Origin of the sequence: Microbispora hainanensis (assembly GCF_036186745.1) — a bacterium.
Lineage (GTDB): Bacteria > Actinomycetota > Actinomycetes > Streptosporangiales > Streptosporangiaceae > Microbispora.
Window position 1 is genome coordinate 5,043,490 of record NZ_CP108086.1, and the last position, 21,691, is coordinate 5,065,180.

Annotated in this window: 16 protein-coding genes; 8 read left to right on the forward strand and 8 right to left on the reverse strand. The window is 72.2% G+C overall.

All coding sequences use genetic code 11. The annotated features are described in order from the left end of the window. Positions 1-167: 167 nt before the first annotated feature. Complete coding sequence (locus OHB01_RS23595) at positions 168-1,706, forward strand: MDR family MFS transporter (protein WP_142644926.1); 1,539 nt, start codon at positions 168-170, stop codon at positions 1,704-1,706. A 191-nt stretch (positions 1,707-1,897) separates the two neighbouring features. Here the strand turns inward: OHB01_RS23595 and mmuM are convergent, their stop codons facing one another. From mmuM to OHB01_RS23615, 4 genes are all read right to left on the reverse strand, one after another. Beyond that, positions 1,898-2,752, reverse strand: a complete 855-nt coding sequence (gene mmuM, locus OHB01_RS23600) for a homocysteine S-methyltransferase (RefSeq protein ID WP_142644927.1) — start codon at positions 2,750-2,752, stop codon at positions 1,898-1,900. A gap of 473 nt (positions 2,753-3,225) precedes the next feature. Continuing rightward, positions 3,226-3,693 (reverse strand): MerR family transcriptional regulator, encoded by a 468-nt coding sequence (locus OHB01_RS23605; RefSeq protein ID WP_328853993.1) that lies wholly within the window; start codon positions 3,691-3,693, stop codon positions 3,226-3,228. Between the two features lie 825 nt (positions 3,694-4,518). Further along, positions 4,519-7,347 carry a VIT domain-containing protein gene (locus tag OHB01_RS23610; protein ID WP_328853994.1) on the reverse strand — a complete coding sequence of 943 codons (2,829 nt, stop codon included), beginning with the start codon at positions 7,345-7,347 and terminating at the stop codon, positions 4,519-4,521. Between the two features lie 4 nt (positions 7,348-7,351). Next, entirely contained in the window at positions 7,352-8,641 is a 1,290-nt protein-coding gene (locus OHB01_RS23615; RefSeq protein ID WP_328853995.1) for a MerR family transcriptional regulator, read from the reverse strand. Between the two features lie 413 nt (positions 8,642-9,054). Here OHB01_RS23615 and OHB01_RS23620 point away from each other — a divergent pair, with 413 nt between their 5' ends. Further along, positions 9,055-10,248: an alkaline phosphatase PhoX gene (locus OHB01_RS23620; RefSeq protein ID WP_328853996.1), complete on the forward strand. Its 1,194-nt coding sequence runs from the start codon at positions 9,055-9,057 to the stop codon at positions 10,246-10,248. A 104-nt stretch (positions 10,249-10,352) separates the two neighbouring features. On the opposite strand, the gene OHB01_RS23625 is transcribed toward OHB01_RS23620, so the two are convergent. Both OHB01_RS23625 and OHB01_RS23630 read right to left on the reverse strand, forming a co-directional pair. Then, positions 10,353-11,123, reverse strand: coding sequence for a trypsin-like peptidase domain-containing protein (locus OHB01_RS23625; protein ID WP_328853997.1), 771 nt, complete (start codon positions 11,121-11,123; stop codon positions 10,353-10,355). Positions 11,124-11,227: 104 nt separating this feature from the next. After that, positions 11,228-12,136 carry a bifunctional helix-turn-helix transcriptional regulator/GNAT family N-acetyltransferase gene (locus OHB01_RS23630; protein ID WP_142644931.1) on the reverse strand — a complete coding sequence of 303 codons (909 nt, stop codon included), beginning with the start codon at positions 12,134-12,136 and terminating at the stop codon, positions 11,228-11,230. 262 nt (positions 12,137-12,398) lie between these two features. Between OHB01_RS23630 and OHB01_RS23635 the strand changes: the two genes are divergently transcribed. From OHB01_RS23635 to thiI, 4 genes are all read left to right on the forward strand, one after another. Then, entirely contained in the window at positions 12,399-13,424 is a 1,026-nt protein-coding gene (locus tag OHB01_RS23635) for a 6-phosphofructokinase (RefSeq protein ID WP_142644932.1), read from the forward strand. 184 nt (positions 13,425-13,608) lie between these two features. Continuing rightward, positions 13,609-14,865 (forward strand): MacS family sensor histidine kinase, encoded by a 1,257-nt coding sequence (macS, locus tag OHB01_RS23640; RefSeq protein WP_328853998.1) that lies wholly within the window; start codon positions 13,609-13,611, stop codon positions 14,863-14,865. 89 nt (positions 14,866-14,954) lie between these two features. After that, complete coding sequence (locus OHB01_RS23645) at positions 14,955-15,605, forward strand: response regulator (RefSeq protein WP_142645211.1); 651 nt, start codon at positions 14,955-14,957, stop codon at positions 15,603-15,605. A 244-nt stretch (positions 15,606-15,849) separates the two neighbouring features. After that, positions 15,850-17,046, forward strand: a complete 1,197-nt coding sequence (thiI, locus tag OHB01_RS23650; protein WP_142616738.1) for a tRNA uracil 4-sulfurtransferase ThiI — start codon at positions 15,850-15,852, stop codon at positions 17,044-17,046. Between the two features lie 64 nt (positions 17,047-17,110). Here the strand turns inward: thiI and aroF are convergent, their stop codons facing one another. Next, positions 17,111-18,160 carry a 3-deoxy-7-phosphoheptulonate synthase gene (gene aroF, locus OHB01_RS23655; RefSeq protein WP_142644934.1) on the reverse strand — a complete coding sequence of 350 codons (1,050 nt, stop codon included), beginning with the start codon at positions 18,158-18,160 and terminating at the stop codon, positions 17,111-17,113. A gap of 252 nt (positions 18,161-18,412) precedes the next feature. Here aroF and OHB01_RS23660 point away from each other — a divergent pair, with 252 nt between their 5' ends. Both OHB01_RS23660 and OHB01_RS23665 read left to right on the forward strand, forming a co-directional pair. After that, entirely contained in the window at positions 18,413-19,033 is a 621-nt protein-coding gene (locus OHB01_RS23660; protein ID WP_142644935.1) for a sulfite oxidase-like oxidoreductase, read from the forward strand. A 27-nt stretch (positions 19,034-19,060) separates the two neighbouring features. Continuing rightward, positions 19,061-20,218, forward strand: coding sequence for a sensor histidine kinase (locus tag OHB01_RS23665; protein ID WP_260617008.1), 1,158 nt, complete (start codon positions 19,061-19,063; stop codon positions 20,216-20,218). On the opposite strand, the gene OHB01_RS23670 is transcribed toward OHB01_RS23665, so the two are convergent. Continuing rightward, a complete protein-coding gene (locus OHB01_RS23670) occupies positions 20,205-21,548 on the reverse strand; it encodes a HAMP domain-containing sensor histidine kinase (RefSeq protein WP_328853999.1) in 1,344 nt (447 codons plus the stop codon). The two genes, OHB01_RS23665 and OHB01_RS23670, sit on opposite strands and share 14 nt — an antisense overlap. Positions 21,549-21,691: the final 143 nt, after the last annotated feature.

A 21,691-nucleotide genomic window follows, 5' to 3' on the forward strand; every position in this document is an offset into this window, starting at 1 on the left:
TACACAGCGGGGTGCGCGGCCGGGGACAGGGCGCGGCGCGCCGCTCGCGGGCGCCGCGCCGGAGACGCCGTCCGCGAAGCCACATCCCGGGTCGCCGCCTGTGGGCGCCGTGTCCGGGCCGCCGGTCGCGGGCGGCGGATTCGGGTCGCCGCGTGCGGGTGCCCGGCATGAGCGTCCGCGAGAAGCAGCAGGCCGAGACGGGATATCTGCCGCACCGTCAGATCCTGGTCGTGCTCTCCGGAGTTGCGGCCGGAATGCTGCTGGCCGCCCTCGACCAGAGCATCGTCGGCACGGCCCTGCCGCGCATCGTCAGCGAGCTCGGCGGCCTCGACAAGTTGTCGTGGGTGGTCACCGCCTACCTGCTCACCTCGACCGCGGCGACCCCGCTGTGGGGCAAGATCTCCGATCTGTACGGCAGGCGGACGATCTTCCAGGCCGCCATCGGCATTTTCCTGCTCGGCTCAGTGCTGGCCGGGCTGAGCCAGAACATCGGTCAGCTCATCGGCTTCCGGGCGATCCAGGGCCTGGGCGGCGGCGGGCTGATGGCCTTGGCGTTCAGCATCATCGGCGACGTCATCCCGCCGCGTGAACGCGGCCGATACCAGGGCTACTTCGGCGCCGTGTGGGGCACCTCCAGCGTCGCCGGGCCGCTGCTCGGCGGCTTCTTCACCGACGGCCCCGGCTGGCGGTGGATCTTCTGGATCAACCTGCCGATCGGGCTTATCTCGCTCGTCGTCACCTCGATGGCGCTGCGGATCCCCTTCACCCGGCGCAGCCACCGCATCGACTACCTGGGCGCGGCGCTGATCGTGGCCGGGGTGTCGTGCTTCCTGCTCTACCTCGACTGGGCGGGCGGCGACATCGGCTGGACGGCTCCCGGCTCGCTGGCCCTGCTGACCGGATTCGTGGGGTTCGCGGCGCTGTTCGTGTTCGTCGAACTGCGGGCGGCCGAGCCGATCCTGCCGATGCGGTTGTTCCGCAACAAGATCTTCAGCGTGGGCAACGCCTTCAGCTTCCTCGCGGGCCTGGCGATGTTCGGCGGCATGATCTTCCTGCCGGTCTACCTCCAGGCCGTCCAGGGCATGTCGCCGACCGTGTCCGGCCTGGCGCTGCTGCCCGCGGTCTTCGGCATCTTCTCCACGTCCATCACCTCCGGCCAGATCATGAGCCGGACCGGCCGATACAAGATCTTCCCGATCCTGGGCGGGGCGGTCCTCCTGGTGGCCATGTGGCTGCTGTCCACGATCAAGGTGGACACGCCGTACTGGCAGGTGGCGGTCTACGCCTACCTCTTCGGCGCAGGGCTCGGGTTCACCATGCAGACGATCGTCACGGCCATCCAGAACGCGGTGGAGCGCGCCGACATGGGCGTGGCGACGAGCTCCACGACGTTCTTCCGGATGATGGGCGCCGCCATCGGCACGGCGATCATGGGCGCGGTCCTCACCAACCGGCTCACCCACTACCTGACCGTGGAGTTCGGTGGCAGGATGCCGCCGGGGCACGTGGACGCCAACAACGTGCAGGCGATCCAGCAGTTGCCGCAGCCGGTCAAGGATCACGTGCTGGTCGCGTTCACCAGCGCGATCGACGACGTGTTCCTCGCCAGCCTGCCCTTCGTCGCCCTCGCGCTGGTCGTGGCCTTCTTCCTCAAGGAGATCCCGCTCGCCGCCCGGAGCACCGACGGCCCGGCCGCCATGGGCTGACCGAGCACGCAGCCGGCGGCGGGATACGCCCCACGAACGGGCGGTCCGCCGCCGGCGTGGCAACGCGTGCAGGTCTGTCGTGCAGCTCTCACGTGGCGAGCCGGTCTCGCGCGCGGATCTCTTGTGCGGGTCTCGCCTCTCGCGTGGAGCTCTCGCGCGTCTCGCCTCTCACATGTGGCGTGGGAGCATGCTCAGGCGAGCTGGGCGCGGATCTCGCGGATGTGGGCCGGGGTGGTGCGGCAGCAGCCGCCCACATAATGGGCGCCGAGCGAGGCCCACCCGGCCGCCGCCCTGCCGAACTCGACGGGATCGGCGAGCCCCAGCCAGCGCCGGTTAGCGGCGTCCCACGTCTCGCCCGAGTTGGGGTAGACGATCGAGGCCCCGCGCTTGATCAGGTCCGGGATGAAGCGCGGCGCGGTGCAGTTCACGCCCACGGCGACCACCTGCGGGAGGTCCGCGAAGATCGCTGCCGACTCCTCGAACGGCGTCCCGTCACTGATGTGCTCGCCGTCCCGGCAGGAGAAGGTGACCCACGCCTTCACGGTCGGCGTCTCGCGCAGGAGCCTCGCGAGCGCCCGCGCCTCGGTCTGGGAGGGGATCGTCTCGCACGCCAGCAGGTCGGCCCCCGCGCCGACGAGGATTTCGAACCGCTCCCGGTGCCACTCGGTGAGGCCGTCCTCGTCCAGGTCGTAGTCACCGGTGTACTCCGCGCCGTTGGCCAGGTAGGCGCCGTACGGTCCCACGCTCGCGGCGACGAGCCCGTGCCCGGCCTCGTCCCTCGCCTGTACGGCAAGCGTCACCGACAGCCGGATGAGGTCGCGGGCCTCCTGGGTGGTGAGGCCGTGCCGTACGAACCCGGGGATGCTCGCCTGGTAGCTCGCCGTGGTGGCGACATCGGCTCCGGCCGTGAAGTAGTCGAGGTGCGCCTGACGGATGACGCTGGGATCGTCGGTGAGCAGCCGTGCCGACCACAGGTCGTCGCTCAGGTCACAGCCGAGTGTCTCCAGGTGCGTGGCGAGACCGCCGTCGAGGACGATTGGGTTCATACCGGGCAACCCTACGTGCTCACGCGGGGAACCGGCGTCGCGGCCTCACCGTCGGCCGGACCGAGTCTCGGACGCCTCTGGCCGGTCGGCCGAGCCGGTCGAGGCGCGGCATTGTGCCGCGTGCAGATGGTGCGCGAGGTCCGCCGTGTGCGGTGGAGTCGCGGGGCCGTATGGCGCGGCCTGAAGGCCGAGCCGGGCTCGGGGTCGGCTGTGATGCGGCGTGGGAGGCCGCGGGGTCCACTGTGTGTGGTGGAGGTGCGGGGCCGTATGGCGCGGCCTGAAGGCCGAGTCGGGCTCGACTGCCGGTTCCCCGGCCGAGTCGGAGCAGCGACCGGCTCTCCTGCCCGCACAGGCCGCGACACCCGAACAGCTCACGCTCCTGCAGGCAACAGCGCGCCGGTCGCCCGCGAAGTCCACGCCCAGGGGTCGGCTCTACTGCGGCGCGGGAGGCCCGCCGTACGTGGGGGAGTGGCTCAGCGGGCGTCCGCTGGCTGGCTGGGTGCCCACAGCTGATCGGCGTCACCGGCGGCGAGACGACCTCGGTACACGTCGATCTTGTGGTCGATGAGCCTGAGGTTCTCCTGTATTTCGGCGAGCTTGGCGGCCACCTCCGCGCGGTGGGCTTCGAGGAGGGCAAGCCGTTCCTGCTCGTTGCCGGCTCCTGCGGAGACGAGCTGGGCGTAGCGCCTGATGGCCTTGATGGGCATGCCGGTGGCCCGCATTTTCGTGCAGATGACGATCCACTTGAGGTCGACCCCGTGATATCGCCGCTGGCCGCCGGTGGTGCGGCCGACGGGGGAGACGACCAGACCGGCGCGTTCGTAGTAGCGCAACGTGTGCACGCTGACACCGGTGCGGCGGGCGGCTTCGGCGATGCTCAGCCCCTCCTCCGGCACCGGGTGAGCGGGCTTGGACCTCGCCTGCGTATCCACTTCGAGCATGTTCGAAAGCCTAACCTCGTGACCGTTACCCGAAGCGGGTGCCGCCAGTCACCGGCGCCGGCTCGGTCGGGCTCGCGGAGCGGACCATCCCCGCGACGGCGACGCATGCCGATCGGACCGCAGGCCCGGTCGGCGGATCTGCCGATCACCAATACGGCCGTCTCCGGAATGCCCGCGCGAGGCCCCGGCACGGCAGCCTCCATCGGCCTTCACCCGCCTCCACCGGTCTGAGCGGCGTGCACCCATCTAGACAGCCCACCTCGGTGGCCTCCGTCGGTGGCCAGACCGGTAGTGCCGAAGGAGGACCGGTAGGGCCGTACCGGAATCGCGATCGCCGGGACGATCTCGGGAACGATTCGGGAACGATCTCGGACCAAGAGGCTGGACTGCGTTCTCTCCGGCGGCCACGCTTTCTGCGACCAGCGACCAGCGACCAGCGACCAGCGACCAGCGACCAGCGACCAGCGACCAGCGACCAGTGATCGGCGATCGGCGAGCACGCGGCTGGCTCTCGCGGTGAGGAACCGATCGACAATCTCAGGCGTTGGTGGCATATGGGGCTGAAAGGGCTTCTCAATCGGTTGCTGCGCCGCCGGTCTCCCGTCCCCGCAGGTGGACGCGACGATCGGCCTGACACGGGAGGGGTGAGGGAGCCTCGGCGTCCTGCACCCACCCCGCCGTCCGATGTCATTCGCCTACCCGAACCCTCGTAAAGGGCTCCGCTTACAGCGGAACCCGAAGCGGCCGGGGCCCGGCTTCCTCGCCGGGCGTCCCGGCCGCACTCGTTTCAGCCCTGTCGTGTCGCGGCCTCTCCCGGATGGCGTCTCACGATCGCTTCCAGAAAGGACGCCGGCCCTCCTTCGGTCCGGGCGCGGAGCCCGGGGAACCCAAGGGACCCGGGAACGCGTGCCCAGGGGTCGTGGACCCGGGGGACGTCGGGCCTGTCGAGCCGACGCCGGGCCCGCCGGTCAGGATGGTCAGCAGATCGACCGTCCGCCGCCAGAGGTCGTCGAGTGAGACCTCGGCCCACTCGGCTCTCTCCAGGTCGGCAGCGAGTGCGGCGAGATCCGGGTGACCACCTGCCATCTGCGCGAGGACGCGCAGGCGACTGGCGAGATCCGCGAGATAACGCCGCCGCTCCCACTCGGGCAGCGACTCCGCCTCGCCCAGCTTCGCGAGTTCCTCGGCCAGCAGCGGCCGGATGCCCTCGAAATCCGTGACAGGGGCGAACCCTTCGCCGGGATGCGGAAGGAAACGACCGATGGAGAACCCACGGGCGCCCCGTCTCCGAGCCGGTGCGGGCGCGCCGGCGTAAGGCGGGGCAGGCGGTGCGGCCGGGGGTGCGCCGGGCGGCGGAGCCGCCGCGATGGGCCCTTCAGCCGCCGCGGCGGAAGGCATCTCAGGGCGGGCCGTGGTGAACGCGGCCATTCTCGCCATCATCGGAGCGGCGGGTGCCACCATCGGCATCGCGGTCGGCATCTCCCAGCCGCTCGGCGGTTCGACCGGCTGGATCACCCGGTGCTCCGGGCCGCCTTCGCCGGTGACGCGGGTGTCGACGGCCACGAAGGCGGTGAACCGGCACAGCACGCCGAAACGCAGTGAGACGTCGACGATCCGCCGTTCGAGGGAGTGGTCGCCCATGGCGTATCGGTCTTCCAGGGCGCGCAGATATGCCCGTGCCCACACGGCCCGGGCCGCCGGGTTGCGGACGGGACGGCCCTCGATCCGCTCCTCCCAGGGGCGGCCGTCGGCCGTACGGCCCTGCACCGTGAGGGCTCCGGCGGGCCGCCGCCCCCGGTAACGTCCGCTCACGACCAGAGGGACGCCGGGGTAGAGCGAGCCGGCATGCGTGACGGTGTCCGCCACGAGATCCACGCCTTCCGCCTTCAGCGCGATGTCCGTCACCAGCGGCGATCCGATGCGGCGGTGGATGTGCTCCATCGCCGCGTCGAGCCGGTCCTCCGACTCGACCAGCTCGCACCGGCCCGAGCCGGCCAGGGCCAGCCGCCCGAGGAACCCCGCGTTCACCGCCCTGTCGATGCCCACGGTGTGCACCCGGATGCCGTGCAGGCGGGAGCCGATGCGTTCGAGGATCTGGTCTTCGTTGCCCACCTGGCCGTCGGTCACCAGGACGAGCACGCGGTCGCGTGCCTGTTCGCGGGACGGGCCGGATCCGCCGTACCCGCCGTCCCCACCCGACCGGCCGGGGTCCGTGCCGGTGGCCGCCCCCGGGGCGGGCGCGGTGTGGGTCGGCGCGGTGTGGCCTGGCATGTTGTGGCCCGGCATGTTGCCGGTGGGCGCGGTGTGGGTGGGCGCGGTGTGGGTGGGCGCGTTGTGGTCATCGAGCAGCCGCAGGGCCTCCTCCAGGGGAGCGAGCATCTCCGTGCCCCCGCGTGCGTCGAGCCGGGACAGGTGCTCGACGGCGCGGTATCGGTTGCGGTCGGTAGCCTCCACCAGGCCGTCGGAGAAGGCCCGCTCCACGACCGAATCGAACGAGAGCACGGCGAACCGGTCATGCCGGGTGAGCGTGTCGACGATCCGGGCGGCGGCGCGCCGTGCGGCCACCATCTTCCAGCCCGTCATGCTGCCGGATCGGTCGAGCAGCAGGACGACGTCACGGGACGCGGTGCGGGTGCCGTCATCCGGCGGCGGCAGCAGGGTCAGCACGAAGGTTCCCTCGGCGTCAGCCGGGTCCCTGGCCGGGTCCTTCGCTGTGCCCTGTGCCCTGTCCTCCGGTGTGCCCTTCGCGGCGCCGCTGCCGTCAGCCGTGCCGCTGCTGTCGGCCGTGCCGCCGTCGTGGGCCGTGCCCTCGTCGCCGGGCGAACCGGCGTCCGTGGCGTCGGCGGCGTCGTCCGGCACGAGCGCGAGTGACGAGGAGGCGTCGAACGCCAGGCGCAGGATGAAGTCACGGTCGAGCCGCTCGCCGGGCCGCAGCCTGATCGTGTCGCCCTCCCGATCGACCTCGTGCAGGCTGGAACGGACCTCACGCAGGTCGAGCCCGGTGGGGTCGATCGTCGCCGCGAGCGACAGCCGTACGGGATAGGGAAAGCCGGGAAGCAGGACGGGCGGCGTGATCCGGGATGCGTCGGGCACGGCGTCGGTGTCGGGCGCCACGCCGCCGCCCGCCGACGGGCCGGACAGCGGAGCCCCGGGGATGTAGCGGGGTGCCACGACCAGCGGGAAGCGGAACTCGGCAGCGCCGTCCTCGTAGGGAAGCGGCTGGCTCAGCGTGAGGCGGACCACCACGCGCTCCCCGGGGACGATGTTGCCGACCCTGATCGTGAACACGTCGGGCCGGTCCTCCTCGGCGATCGCCGCACGCCTCCCCTCGGAGAGCGCCCGGTCGTAGTCGGCCCGCGCCTGCCCGCGCTCCTTGAGCACGCCCTCGATGACCCGGTCGTCCGCCTCCATCCGGAAGGCGGTGACCGCGGCCCGCGGCGGCAGCGGGAAGACGTACGTCGCCTCCAGCGACACGTCGAAGGCATTGCGGAAGGTCTGGACGACCTCGACGCCCGCCACCAGTCCGGTGACGTGGGCGGTGACGTCCACGCTCTCCAGGGGAAGGTTGCCCTTCTCGGTCTCCAGCGCTCCGAGCCCGGCGTCCGGCACGGGCCGGCACTCCTCCGGCCGCAGAGGTGTGATGGGAACGGTCATGGCGTCATCCCTCCAGCGGGTCGGACGTGTCGGAAGCATGTGGATCGAGTGCCGAGGCGTCGTGGGGGGCGCGGGCGCTCTCGAACGGCCCGGCCAGGCCGAGCGCGGCGAGGGCCGCGAGAAGTGGAGCCGCGGCCCGGCGCAGCGCCGCCACCTCGTGGCCGTCCGGGACCCGGTGAGCCCGGTCGAGCAGGACCGTCACCCCGGGCGCGAGCCGCACGCCGTGCACGACGTCCGGGAGTGCGACCTCCGAGAACGTGAGGTCCGGAAGCACGACGTCGAGGGGCGCGGCGTTCATGGGCCCTGTGCTCATGGGCCCTGTGCTCATGGGCCCTGTGCTCATGAGCCCCGTGTTCATGAGCCCGGCGTTCAAGGGCCCGGTTTCCGTGGGCCCGGTGTTCGCGGGTGTGGCGTCAACAGTCGCGGCGTCCCCGCGTGCGATGTCCTCATGCGGGGTGTTCCCGTGCAAGGCGTCTCCGCGCGTGGCGCCTCTGCGCGGGGAGTTCCTGTGGGGGGTGTCTCCGTGTGCGATGTCTTTGTTCGGGGTCAGGTAGTGGCCTGAGCCGGCCGTGGCGGCGGATGAGGCCGGGCGCGCCCAGAAGCGGTCGCGGGCCGCAGGCCGTGCGATGTCCGGGATGGCGGGCTCGGCGTCGGTTTCCGGGTTCGCCCCGTAGCTCGCCCCGTGCCAACCGGGCGCCGGTGGTGCCGGAGGGGACGGCGGGCCGGGAGGACGGTCCGCGGCGCTCACCGGAGCCGGGACCGCCGGGCGGTGCGGAGGGGGCGGGGAAGGCGGAGCGGGCGGGGAGAGCGGCCGGGGCGCCGGTCCTGGCAACGGCTCGGTGAGCCCGGCGACGCGCATAAGCATGGCGTCGGTCGCGCCCGCCAGTTCCGCCTGGATGTCGGCGATGGACCGGCCCTCCGCCTGGCGGCGCTTCACGGCCACGAGCTGGAGCAGGTGACGGCGGCCATAGAGGGCCACCCGGCCGCGCCGGCCGAGCGGGGGGTCGAGCAGCCCGATCGTCGTGTACCAGCGGATGAGCCGTTCGTTCGGCACTTCGCGGACTCTGCCGTTGGCGCGCGGCTCAGGGCCGTTCGGGCGGGGCTCGGGGCCGTTGGCGCGTGACTGGGGGCCGTCGGCTCGCGGCCCGGGACCGCCGCTGCCCGGCTCCCGGCCCTTGGCGCCCGACTCGGGACCACCGCCGCTGCCCGGCTCCCGGCCGTGGACGCGCCGCTCCTGGCTGAGCAGGTCCGCCGCCCGCTCCGCCAGTTCGCCGATCGTCCAGGTGTCGCTCATGCCTCCACGATGACACTGTCATAATGACACTGTCAATATCGCCTCCGTCATGCGGCGTCATGGTTTTCGAAGAGTTCGTCTCGGTGAGGAACGCCGCTTCTCCCGCCGTTCACACGAAACGGATCGACTGGGTGCAGCGACGTGTGCGACGGGCCGCCGAGGGACAGGAGAACGCGAGGCGGGAAACGAGGGACGGCCCGCGCGGAACGAGCGAACGGAGGAGGGTGCGGCCCCTCCTGAGCCTGGACGGGCGAACCGGGCCCGGCGGGCACCACGCTCCACGCACCACGCTCCACGCACCACGCACCACGCATCACGCGCCGCACGCCCAGCCGGCCGGGGGTGCGGGGACTCGGCAGGCCCATCGGTGGGCGGTCGGCATGACCAGGGGCAGGGCGAGGAGGCGGTCAGCGGTGCAGGGAACTTCCGTCCGATCGGTGGCGCTCTCGGCGCTGCCGGGATCGTTGTGGCGCGCGGCGTTCGCACGGCCTGGCGACGGAGGTGAGCCGCCCGGTCACGAGCCGTACGAGTCCTACGGGCCGCCCGACCGCGAGCTGCACAAGTCCTACGGGCCGCCCGGCCCAGAGTCGTACGAGCCATACGAGTCGTACGGGCCGGGAGATCCGGATGACCCGTTCCCGGCGGACGTGCTGCGGGCCCTGCCGCCGGGTTTCGCCGCCCGGGTCGTGGCGCGGTCGGGAGAGCGTGCCGGGGGAGTCGTCTGGCCCGCGGCCCCGGACGACGGCGGCTGCTTCCCCGACGAGGACGGCTGGATATACGTGTCCAACTGCGCGCTGCCGCTGCTCGGCGGCGTGACCGCGCTGCGTTTCGCCCCGGACGGGACCCTGCGCGGCGGATATCGCATCCTGTCCGGCGCCGACCGCTGCGGGCCCGGCGCCGCCACGCCATGGCACACCTGGATCTCGGGCGAGCGGACGCCGTACGGCCGGGTCTTCGAATGCGACCCGTACGGCCGGCGCGCCCCCATGCCCCGGCTCGGGATGGGCCTGTTCACCCATGCCGGCGTGGCCTGTGATCCCGACCGGGGCGTCGTCTACCTCACGGAGGGGGAGCCGGACGGATGCCTGTATCGGTTCCGCCCGGACGACAGGGGCGACCTCACGACGGGCGTGCTGGAGGTGCTGGCCGGCGACCCCGGCGAGGAGTCCGTGACGTGGGAACGGGTGCCGATCCCGGCACTCCCCGACCATGTGCCCCACTATGTGCCCCTGCGGGAGCAGGTGAGAGGGGCCAGGAGGTTCGCGGGCGGCGGCGACTGCCACTTTTCCGATGGCCTGGTGCGGTTCGTCACCGAGGGCGATGGCCGGGTGTGGGCGTACGACGCCGCCCGCGAGTGTCTGACCGTGCTGCACGAAACGGCCGGGACGCCGGGCGGCTGCGCTGACGGCGGGTTCACCCTCGTCGCCGGTGACCGGGCGGCGCCGTTCCTGCGTGTCACGGGCGGCTGGGCCGTGACGGGGCCCGCGATGTCGCCCGACGGCGACCGGCTCTACTTCTCCTGCCGTCCGTCCCGGAGCGGGCGGCCCGCCCCGGCCGTCGTGACCGTCGAGGTCCGCGGGCCGTTCCATGATCTCTTCCGGGCCTGAACCGGCAATGGCCTGGCGAGGCCGGACGACACGGATCGCCGGGCCCTCCGCCGCGATCCGGCCCACTCGCCTGGCGGACCGCAGCCCCCGGCGTACGAGGGATGTCAGTCGCAGGGGTCGTGCGGCACGGCGGTGGTGGCCCTCCTGCCGGACGTGGCGACCGCGCTGAACTGTGCCGTCGTGAGCGCGTAGCCGACGTCGGCCTTCTCCGTGTCCGCCGCGAAGACCATCCCCGCCACCCGATCTCCGTCGGAGACCAGCGGAGCGCCCGACATGCCGGGTGTGATGGCCGCACCCTGGAAGCGATGGATCCGCAGTGAGACTCGCACGCGGTTGTAAATGTCGTACGACTCGGCGGGCTGGTCCGGCCGTACTTTGGCGGGCAGCTCGACCGGGACGGTCGCGCCCTTGTGGTAGCCGACGACCACGGCGGCGGTGATCGAGGCTTGCGTGAACCGCAGCGGCCGGGCGGTCAGCCCGGGCGCCCGCAGGACGGCGGCGTCGGCCTCCGGGTCGAAGGCCACCACCTGTGCGGCGAACCGCAGCCCGTCGCCGAGGACGACTTCCAGGTCGCGGTCCGCTCCTGCCACGGTGTGCGCGTTGACCATGACCCTCTCGGGTGCGTAGACGAATCCGGTCGCCTCCAGCGGTTTCCGGCAGGAGGAGGCGTAACCCCGGACCCGCACCACGCTGTGCGCGGCTTCGGACATGGCGGTGACCTCGGTCGTGGCCCCGGCTGCAGGGGCGGCGGGCCGTGCGGGCACATGAGCGCCCGCGCACCCTGCCGCGCCCGCTCCCGCGAGCACCGCCACGCAAACCGCGAGCGCGACACTCTGTCTCGGCGTTCTCACGGTCCGCCGCACCGGTCCCAGCACGAAGATCATGATAGGGACCGCCCGGACCACCCGGACCGCCCGGACCACCCGGACCGCCCAGATCGGCCGGGCGGGTCACAGGCCGCCTGGATCGACCTGGAAGGTCACAGGTCCTTGGCCCATATCTGGTCGGTGACGGGGATGCCCGACTCCTCGCTCGGATACTGCTCCACCAGCTCGAACCCGGCGGCCTGGTAGATCCGGCGGGCGCTGACGAGCACGTCGCGGGTCCAGAGCTCGATCCGGCTGTAGCCGGCCGACGCGGCGAAGCGCAGGCACTCGTCGACCAGGCGCCGCCCGATGCCCATGCCGCGGGCGGACGGCTCGACCAGCAGCAGGCGGAGCTGGGCCGTCGTGTCGCCTTTGCGCAGGCAGAAGACGCATCCCACCGGCTCGCCGTGCACCTCGGCGATCCAGGCCGCCTCCCGGCGGGGGTCCTGGTCCTCGACGTACTCGGCGACGATCCGCGCGACCAGGGCCTCGAACGCGGCGCCCCAGCCGTACTCCTCGCTGTAGAGGGCCCCGTGCCGGTGCACCACCCAGCCGAGGTCGCCCGCCCGCGGGGGCCTGATCACGTACGGCTCGCGCCGCTCGCCGGGCTCCAGCAGGCTGCGTACGGTGCCCATCGCGGTGACGAGCCGGCGGCGTTCCGGATCGGTCAGCTTGGCCAGGAGGGTCTCGATCTCGTCGGCCGAACGCCGGTCGAGCAGGGCGAAGGTGTCGCGGCCCTTGGGGGTGAGCCGTACGACCTGGCGGCGGGCGTCCTCGGCCGACCGCTCCCGGGACACGAGCCCGTCGCCTTCGAACCTGGTGAGGATCCGGCTCAGGTAGCCGGGGTCGAGATCGAGCATTGCCCTGACGTCGGCGGTGTCGGCGGCGTCCCTGGTGCCGAGCTCGAACAGCACCCGCGCCTCGGTCAGGGAGTAGGGGGTGTCGTGCATTCCCGACCCGAGCACGCCGATGACGGACGTGTAGAAGCGGTTGAACGCACGGACTTCGGAAACGATGTCCATTTTCCCTTGCCTAACTCAAGGAAATGATTGACGAAGTCAAAGATAGAGCCGCAGCGGCCGGTTGGGAAGACGCCACTCACGACGAGCGCGGTCTCGTCGTGCGAGACTGAGTTGGTCTGGTCGGCCGGGTGGCGTAGCCTCTCCTTTTGGTCTAGACCATTGAGATAGGCTCAGGCAGAATGCGGTGCGGTGGAGTGCCGGGGCCTGCGTCGGGCCGGCCGCGCCATTCCACGCGTAATCCCAGATGGAGGAAGAACCCGTCATGCGTATTGGAGTCCTGACCGGAGGCGGCGACTGCCCCGGGCTGAACGCGGTGATCCGCGGCGTCGTCCGCAAGGGCGTCGGCGTGTACGGGCACGAGTTCGTCGGATTCCGCGACGGCTGGCGTGGCCCTCTGGAGGGCGACACCATGCCGCTCGACATCCAGGCCGTCCGGGGCATCCTCCCGCGCGGCGGCACCATTCTCGGTTCCTCCCGCACGAACCCGATCAAGATCGAGGGCGGCGTCGAGCGGATCAAGGAGAACCTCGCCGCACAGGGCGTCGACGCGCTCATCGCCATCGGCGGTGAGGACACGCTGGGCGTGGCCAAGCAGCTGTTCGATCGCGATGTGAAGGTCGTCGGCGTGCCCAAGACGATCGACAACGACCTCAACGCCACCGACTACACCTTCGGCTTCGACACCGCGGTCAACATCGCGATGGAGGCCATCGACCGGCTGCACACCACCGCCGAGTCGCACCACCGCGCGCTGATCTGCGAGGTCATGGGCCGTCACGCGGGCTGGATCGCGCTGCACGCGGGCATGGCCGCCGGCGCCAACGTCATCCTCATCCCGGAGAAGCCGTTCGACATCGAGAAGGTCTGCGCCTACGTCGAGTCGCGGTTCAAGACCCGCTACGCGCCGATCATCGTCGTCGCCGAGGGCGCCCACCCGCTCGAGGGCCAGATGGCGCTGCAGGCGGGCGAGCTCGACGCGTTCGGCCACGTGCGTCTCGGCGGCATCGGCGAGGTCCTCGCCAAGGAGATCGAGAAGCGCACCGGCAAGGAGGCCCGCACCACGGTCCTCGGCCACATCCAGCGCGGCGGCACCCCGACCGCCTACGACCGCGTGCTCGCGACCCGCTTCGGCCTGGGCGCGATCGACGCGGTGCACGAAGGCGACTACGGCAAGATGGTCGCGCTGCGCGGCACCGACATCGTCCGCGTCGAGCTCGCCGAGGCGACCGCCGAGCTCAAGACCGTGCCGGTCTCCCGCTACGAGGAGGCCGAGGTCTTCTTCGGCTGATCGGTGCGGGCCCGTCACCCGGGCCCGCGCACGATCCTGTACGGCTCCCGCGTCGCCCCGCGGGAGCCGTACGCATGAAAGGCCCCGAATCACGCGAAGTGAGCCCCCCGGGCGCGGCGATTGCCCGAGTATGTGAGCGGAGGGCCCGGCCCTCCCCGGCTCGATCAGGAGAGGTCGCCGCGCGATGGGCATCGAGGGACCGTTCTGGCGGGCGATCGCGGTGTTCCGCGTGGCGTCGCTCGCGTACGCGGCGCTGCTCGTGCTCAGGGCGGGCGGCTACGCCCGTCCCGCCGTGGCCTGGGCCGTCGTCGGCGTGATGGCCGTCTGGACGGTCGTCATGCTCGTCCCGCCTCCCTCCGCACGGCGGGGGCCGCTGCTGGCCGCCGACCTCGTCGTCACGGTGGCGTGCCTGCTGGCCGCGCCGTACGCGCAGAGCCGCGACGACATGCTGGCCGGGGCGATCCCGATCACGGCGACCTGGGCGGCCGGCCCCGTCCTGGCGTACGGCGTGGCGCGGGGACGCCGCGCAGGTGCGGTCGCCGCCGCGGTCATGTCGGCGGCCGACCTGTGGCTGCGCAGCGGCAACGGGGTCGATCTCGCCTCGATCCCGGTGAACGGCGCCGTGCTCATGTTCATGGCCGGAGTGGTCGTCGGGCATGTCGCCCGGCTCGCGCGGGAGGCCGAGGAGCGCATGCGGCGCGCCGCGCGGATCGAGGCGGCCGGCCGCGAGCGGGAGCGGCTCGCCCGCGGCATCCACGACTCAGTGCTCCAGGTGCTGGCCCTGGTGCAGCGCAGGGGCGCGGAGATCGGCGGCGAGGCGGCCGAGCTGGGCAGGCTGGCGGGGGAGCAGGAGGCGGCGCTGCGGGCGCTGGTGCAGGCCCCGCCCGTGGCGGAGGAGCCGGATCCCGCCCCGCCGCCCGGTCTCCATGCTCCGGTGTGGCAGCGCCGCCGCCTCGCCCACACCTCTCCTGGTTCCACGGGGACCGGCGCGGCGGAATCCGATGTCGACCTGCGCGAGCTGCTGCGGCCGTACGGCACCTCCGGGGTGACGGTGTCCGCGCCCGCGACACCGCTGCGGCTGCCGGCCGGGAGCGCGCGGGAGGCGGCGGCGGCCGTCGGCGCGGCCCTCGACAACGTCGCCCGGCACTGTCCCGAGGGCACCCGCGCGTGGATACTCGCGGAGGAGGACGACGGCGCGGTCGTCGTCACCGTACGCGACGACGGGCCGGGCATCCCCGAGGGCCGGTTGGAGCAGGCGGCCCGCGAGGGGCGCATGGGCGTGGCCCGCTCGATCCGGGGCCGCGTGGCCGACCTCGGCGGCACGGTGGCCATCACCTCGTCGCGTACGGGAACGGAGATCGAGCTGACGGTCCCAGTGGGTGCGGACAAGGCGAGCGCGGACAAGGCGAGCGCGGACGAGGCGAGCGGGAGGCGGTCGTGAGCGGAGACGAACGGCTGCGCGCCGGCGATCCCGCGCGCCCGGCGGCCGGTGAGGGCGCCGGTCGCCGGGAACGCCCGCGGGTGCGGGTCATGGTGGTGGACGACCATCCGATGTGGCGGGAGGCGGTCGCCCGCGACCTGGCCGAGGCCGGGTACGACGTCGTCGCCACCACCGGGGAGGGCCGTCAGGCGCTGCGCGTGGCGGCGGCGGTGCGGCCCGACGTGGTGGTGCTCGACCTGCGGCTGCCCGACCTGCCGGGCGTCGAGGTGGCCCGGGGGTTCGGCGCGTCCGCCGTCCCGCCGCGCGTGCTCGTCCTGTCGGCCAGCGCCGAGGAGGAGGACGTCCTGGAAGCGGTCAAGGCGGGCGCTTCCGGATATCTCGTGAAATCGGCGAGCCGGGAGGAGTTCCTGGACGCCGTCCGGCGCACCGCCGAGGGCGACGCCGTCTTCACCCCCGGCCTGGCCGGGCTGGTGCTGGGGGAGTATCGCAGGCTGGCCCACCGGACGGCAGGCCCGGGCCGCGACGCCGCGCAGGACGGCCCCCGGCTGACCGACCGGGAGACCGAGGTGCTGCGCATGGTCGCCAAGGGCCTGACCTATCGGCAGATCGCCGAGCGCCTGGTGCTGTCGCATCGCACCGTGCAGAACCACGTGCAGAACACGCTGAGCAAGCTCCAGCTCCACAACCGCGTCGAACTGGTCCGCTACGCGATAGAGAAGGGCCTGGCCGAGCTCGACTAGCGCGGGGCCATCGACGGAGGTTCCTCCGGCGCGGTGACCGGCCCGGAGTCCGGGACGCCCCCGGCGCGACGACGCGGCAGGGCAAAGAATGGCGGGGCGCCGGGTGCTGATCGGCGCTGTCGCGGCGGCGGCATTACAGTGGGAAGCCTGCATCGCCGCGACGCGTTGTCCCTGGCGAACGTCCCCTGGCCGCAGCCCTCCCCGGCGTGACGGCCGTCCACGTCCGTTCCGGAGGTTTCCACAGATGACCATGACCGCCCTCGGAGAGCCCTCGGTGCTGCTCAAGTTAGGCGAGGTGGTTCTGAAGGGCCGGAACCGCGAGATCTTCGAGATGCGCCTGCGGGCGAACATCAAGCACGCTCTCAAGGACCACCGGGTCGACATCCGCCAGCGGCACGGGGTGATCGCCCTGTTCCTGCCCGCGGGGACCGAGGTGGAGGAGGCCGAGGCCGTGGCGGCCCGCGTGGCCGACGTGCCCGGCATCGTGCTGGTCCATCTGGCCTGGCGGGTGGCGAAGGACACGGACGCGATCACCAAGGCCGCTATCGAGCTGATCAGGGACAGCGACGAGGTGGCCCGCAAGGCGCGCTTCGCCGTACGGTCGCGGCGTCGTGACAAGCGCTTCCCGCTGCGCTCGAACGAGCTCGACCGCGTGGTCGGCGGGGCGATCAACGACACCTACGGGCTGCCGGTCGACCTGAGCAACCCGGAGCTGACCGTGCACATCGAGGTGGACAAGGACGAGGCGTTCCTGTTCACCGGTGGCCGGCCGGGCCAGGGCGGCCTGCCGGTCGGCTCCAGCGGCCGGGCGCTGGCGCTGCTGTCCGGCGGCATCGACTCCCCGGTCGCCGCCTACCGCATGATGCGGCGCGGCCTGCGGGTGGACTTCCTGCACTTCTCCGGCATCCCGTTCACCACCTCCGAGTCGATCTACAAGGCGTACGCGCTGGTGCGCAACCTGGACAAGTTCCAGGGCAAGTCGCGGCTGTGGGTGGTGCCGTTCGGCAAGGCGCAGCAGTCGATCAGGAACTCCGGCCAGGACCGGCTCGCGGTGATCGCGCAGCGGCGGCTGATGCTCAAGACGGCCGAGGAGGTCGCCCACCGCATCCACGCCGAGGCGCTGGTCACCGGCGACAGCCTCGGCCAGGTCTCCTCGCAGACCCTCGCCAACATCACGGCCCAGGACCACGCCGTGGACCTGCCGATCCTGCGCCCGCTGATCGGCCTGGACAAGACCGAGATCATGGCCGAGGCCCGCAGGATCGGGACGCTGGAGATCTCCGAGCTGCCCGACGAGGACTGCTGCACGCTGCTCGCGCCCCGGCAGGCCGAGACCCGCGCGAAGATCGAGGACCTCAAGCAGATCGAGAAGCGCCTCGACGCCGAGGACCTCGCCGCCCAGCTCGCCGACTCGATCCAGCCGTACAAGCTCGACGTCTGAGCCCTCCCCGGCCTGGCAGGAGCCGGGGACCGCGTAACGCGGTCCCCGGGCCCAGCAGACGGGTTCAGGCGGGGATGGCGGACGGCGTCGTCGCGCCGGTGGCGGCGGTGCGGCCCACCAGCGGGGGGAAGTCGCGCATGACCGCCGCGAGGGCGTCCAGGTCGCCGTCCACCAGGGCCTGCGGGCCGTCGCACAGGGCCTGCTCGGGGTGGGGGTGCACGTCGACGATGAGGCCGTCCGCTCCGACCGCGACGGCGGCCCGCGACAGCGGCAGCACGAGGTCGCGCCGGCCGCCGGAGTGCGACGGGTCGACGATCACCGGCAGGTGCGACAGCCGCTGTACGACAGGGACCGCCGAGATGTCGAGCGTGTTGCGGGTGGCGGGCTCGTAGGTGCGGATGCCGCGCTCGCACAGCACGATGTCGAGGTTGCCGCGCTGGGCGACGTATTCGGCCGCCATGAGCCACTCCTCGATGGTCGCCGTCATGCCCCGCTTCAGCATGACCGGCTTGCCCGCCGCGCCCACTGCCTGCAGCAGCGCGAAGTTCTGCGCGTTGCGGGTGCCGACCTGCAGCATGTCGGCGTACGACGCGACGAGCGCCACGTCGTGGGCGTCCACGACCTCGGTGACGATCGGCAGCCCGGTCTGCTCGCGCACGTCGGCCAGGATGCGCAGGCCCTTCTCGCCCAGCCCCTGGAAGGCGTACGGCGAGGTGCGCGGCTTGTAGGCGCCGCCGCGCAGCAGCGTCGCGCCCGCGGCCTTGGCCATCAGCGCGGCCTCAAGCGTCTGTTCCGGGGTCTCGACCGCGCACGGGCCGGCGATCAGCGTGACGGTGTCCGGGCCGATCGGGACGCCGCGCACGGTCACCGTGGAGCGCTGCGGGTGGTTCTCCCTGCTCACGAGCTTGTACGGGGTGGAGACCCGCACGACGTCGGCGACGCCCGGCATGGCGCGCAGGTTGAGCGCGGCGAACTGCTCGACGTCGCCGATGAGGCCGATGATCGTGCGGTTCACGCCGCGGCTCGCGAACGCCTCGCCTCCGGCGGCGGCCACGACGTCGGTGATCGCCTCGATGTCGTCCTGCGTTGCCTCGGGGGCCATGACGATGACCATGGTGACTCCTGTCGCTGTTGATCGTGCGGGTCGGGGGAAAAACGACGAAGGCCCCGGGTCCGTTGGACCCGGGGCCTTCGTTCGCCGTGGCTGTCAGCGCAGCGCATGGAGGCGATCGGTCCTCACGGGTCCGTCGCCATACCAAAACGACCAAGCGGTGCGCATGCGACGAAATATAGCGCACGCGTCCTTGTCGTGCCGCACCCCCACCCCCAGGGGGCCGGTGCGGCCGTACTCCGGGCGGATGGCAGGATGGCGTGCGTGCCGGAGAACCCTGAGGAGGAGACGCGCCTGCCGCCGGGCCAGTACGTCCCACGTGGACGGCCCGTCGTCCACTACGGACGGGTCCCGGCGTTCCGCCCCGAGACGTGGCGGTTCCAGGTGTTCGGCGCCACGGCCTCGGGCCGGGTCCACGACTTCACGTGGGAGGAGTTCTCCGCGCTGCCCACGACGACCGTCATCGCCGACTTCCACTGCGTCACCAAGTTCTCCCTCATGGGCAACGAGTGGGGTGGCGTGCCCACGTCGGTGCTGCTCGACCGCGTGCCCCCGGCGCCCGGCGTGCGTCACGTCATGGTCTGGGCCGAGTACGGCTTCAGCGCCAACATGCGCATGTCCGACTTCGACCGGCCGGCCACGCTGTTCGCGACGCACCTCGACGGGAACCCGCTGTCCCCCGAGCGCGGCTATCCCGTACGGATCGTGGTGCCGCACCTGTACGCCTGGAAGAGCGTGAAGTGGGTGCGCGCGATCGAATACCTGACCGAGGACCGGCGCGGCTTCTGGGAGGAACGCGGCTATCACAACGTGGCCGATCCCTGGAAGGAGCAGCGCTACTCATACCAGGAGGACCCGGGCGACGGCCCACCGTGAGGCCGCCGAGCGGCTACGGTGTCCGGCGTGTCTTCAGCCGTCTGGGTCACGCTGTGCGCGCTCTGCGGGGTCTGCGGCGGCGCGCTGGGCCGCGCTCTCGCCGGTCGTGGGCCGGCGCCCGGCGCGCTGCCGGAGGAGGCGATGTTCCTCGCCCTGCGCGTCGCGGGGCTGGCGGCGGGCTCGCTGCGCGCCGGGCTCACCCGCGGCTCCGCGCGCCGCGCCGCGCGGCACCTGCGGACGCTGCTCGGCACCGCCGGCCTGGTGGTCGCCACGGGTGACCGCGTCCTGGCCAGGAACGGAACGGGCGTGCCGGCCGACGAGGCCGTCCTCGCGGAGGTGCGCGCGACCATGGCGGGCGGCAGGCCGCGCCTCGCCTCCGCCGCGGAAGGCGACCGGCACGGGGTGGTCGTCCCCCTGACCGTGGAGGGCAGGGCGGTCGGCGCGCTCGCGGCGTACGACACCGAGATCGGCGCCGGTCTGATGCGCACGGCGGCCGAGGTGGGCCGCTGGATGTCCGGCCAGCTCGAACTCGCCGAGCTGGACGCCTCCCGCCGGCGCACCCTGGAGGCGGAGACGCGGGCGCTGCGGGCGCAGATCTCGCCCCACTTCGTGTACAACTCGCTGACCACGATCGCCTCGTTCGTCCGGACCGATCCCGAGCGCGCCCGCGAGCTGCTGCTCGACTTCGCCGACTTCATCCGCTACGCGCTGCGCAGGGCGGCCGACTTCACCTCGCTCGCCGACGAGCTGAGCTGCGTCGACCGCTACCTGCTGCTTGAGCAGGCGAGGTTCGGCGACCGGCTGCGCTTCACCGTCCAGGTCGCTCCCGAGGTGCTGCGGGTCGACGTGCCGTTCCTGTGCCTGCAACCGCTGGTGGAGAACGCCATCAAGCACGGCATGCCGGGGGAGGTCCGGGTCGTGATCAGGGACGCCGGGCCGGAGGCGCACATCTGGGTCGAGGACGACGGCGTCGGCATGGACCCCGAACACCTGCGGGCCGCGCTCGCCGAGGAGAGCAGCGGGATCGGGCTGAGCAACGTGGACCTGCGCATGCGCCACCTCTACGGCCAGGACTACGGGCTCATGGTGGAGACCGCGCCCGGCAAGGGCACCCGCATCCGGCTGCGCATCCCCAAGACCCGCCCCCGCCCCGTCCCGGCCCGACCGGGGCTCAGCCGGTCATGAGCGGGAGCCGGAGGACGAAGTGGGCACCGTGCGGGGAGTCCTCGAGGCACAGGCTGCCCTCGTGCGCCACGGCGATCGCCCGGCACAGGGCCAGGCCGAGGCCGCTGCCGTGGGGATCGAGGCGTCGTCCCGCCTCCAGCCGGGCGAAAGGTTCGAAGACGCGCTCCCTGTCCTTCTCGTCGATGCCCTCGCCGTCGTCCTGCACGACCACCTGCGCCTGGGCCCCGGCGCGCTGGGCGCTCACCTCCACCTGACGGGTGGCATGGCGCTGCGCGTTCACCAGCAGGTTCGTCACGACGCTGGCCAGTTGCACACGGTTGCCGAGGACCAGCACGTCGGGCTCGGTCCTGGTGCGCACCGGCACGCCCGTGGTACGCGCCGCCGCTTCGGCGCGTACGAGCGCTCCGAGGTCGACCGGCTCCAGCGAGGACGGCGTGTTGCGCAGCCTGGCGAAGGTGAGCAGCTCGTCGATGATCCGCTGCATGCGGTCGGCGGCCGGCAGCGACCTGGCGATCGCCTCGCGTGCGTCGATCTCCGGGAAGAGCAGCGCCTCCTCCAGCCCCGTCCGCAGGCCGGCGAGCGGGCACTTGAGCTCGTGGGACACGACGGCGGCGAACTCCCGCTGCCGCGTGACCGCCGACTCCAGCCGGTCGAGCGTCTCGTTCGCGGTGCGGCCCAGCCGGGAGATCTCGTCCTGGCCGGACGGCTGCGGCACCCGCAGGGACAGGTCGTGGGCGGTGATCTCGGACATCCGCTGCCGGATCGTGTCTATGGGATGCAGGATGCGGCCCGTCGCCCGCCAGGTCGTCCACGTCCACAGGACCACCAGCAGCACCCCGCCGAGCGCGCTGAAGAGCTCCAGCCGCTGCCCGCGCAGGGCGGGCGGCTGGTCCGTGCCGGCGTAGACGAAGTGGGGCTCGCCCTGCCAGAACTCCCGGGACTGGAACATCGGAACCCGGGCGGCGGTGAGCATGATGCACGGTTTGCCCTCGGGACACTCGGTCACGTCGTCGATGTGGTTCTCGGTCGGCCTGACCGTGCTCAGCGGCCGATCGCCGGCCATGGGCCCGGCCGCCACCACCTGGCCGCGCGAGTCGACGAGCTGGACGAGCGGCACCCGTGCCGTCGGCGTCGGCGGCGGAATCCGCCCGTGTTCCATCGAGCCGATCCATTCGATCGCGACCCTGCGGGTCTCCTGGTAGATCTCGGCTTCGATCCGGTGGCGGACGAGCAGGCAGAAGCCCACGGTGATCACCGCGACGACGAGCACCGACACCGCCGCCACGGTCAGCGTCACCCGCGCCTGGATCGAGTTGGAGAAAAAAGGCACCTGTCGGGCCTGATGCTCATCGAAGTTCCTCGGTGGGCCTGGGCTACCTGTTCAACGGTAAGCAGCCCCAACGGACAAAAGTCCTGTTAGACGCCCAAAGGCCAATAGCTCTACTATGTCTTGGCGGGAAACTTGCCTCACTG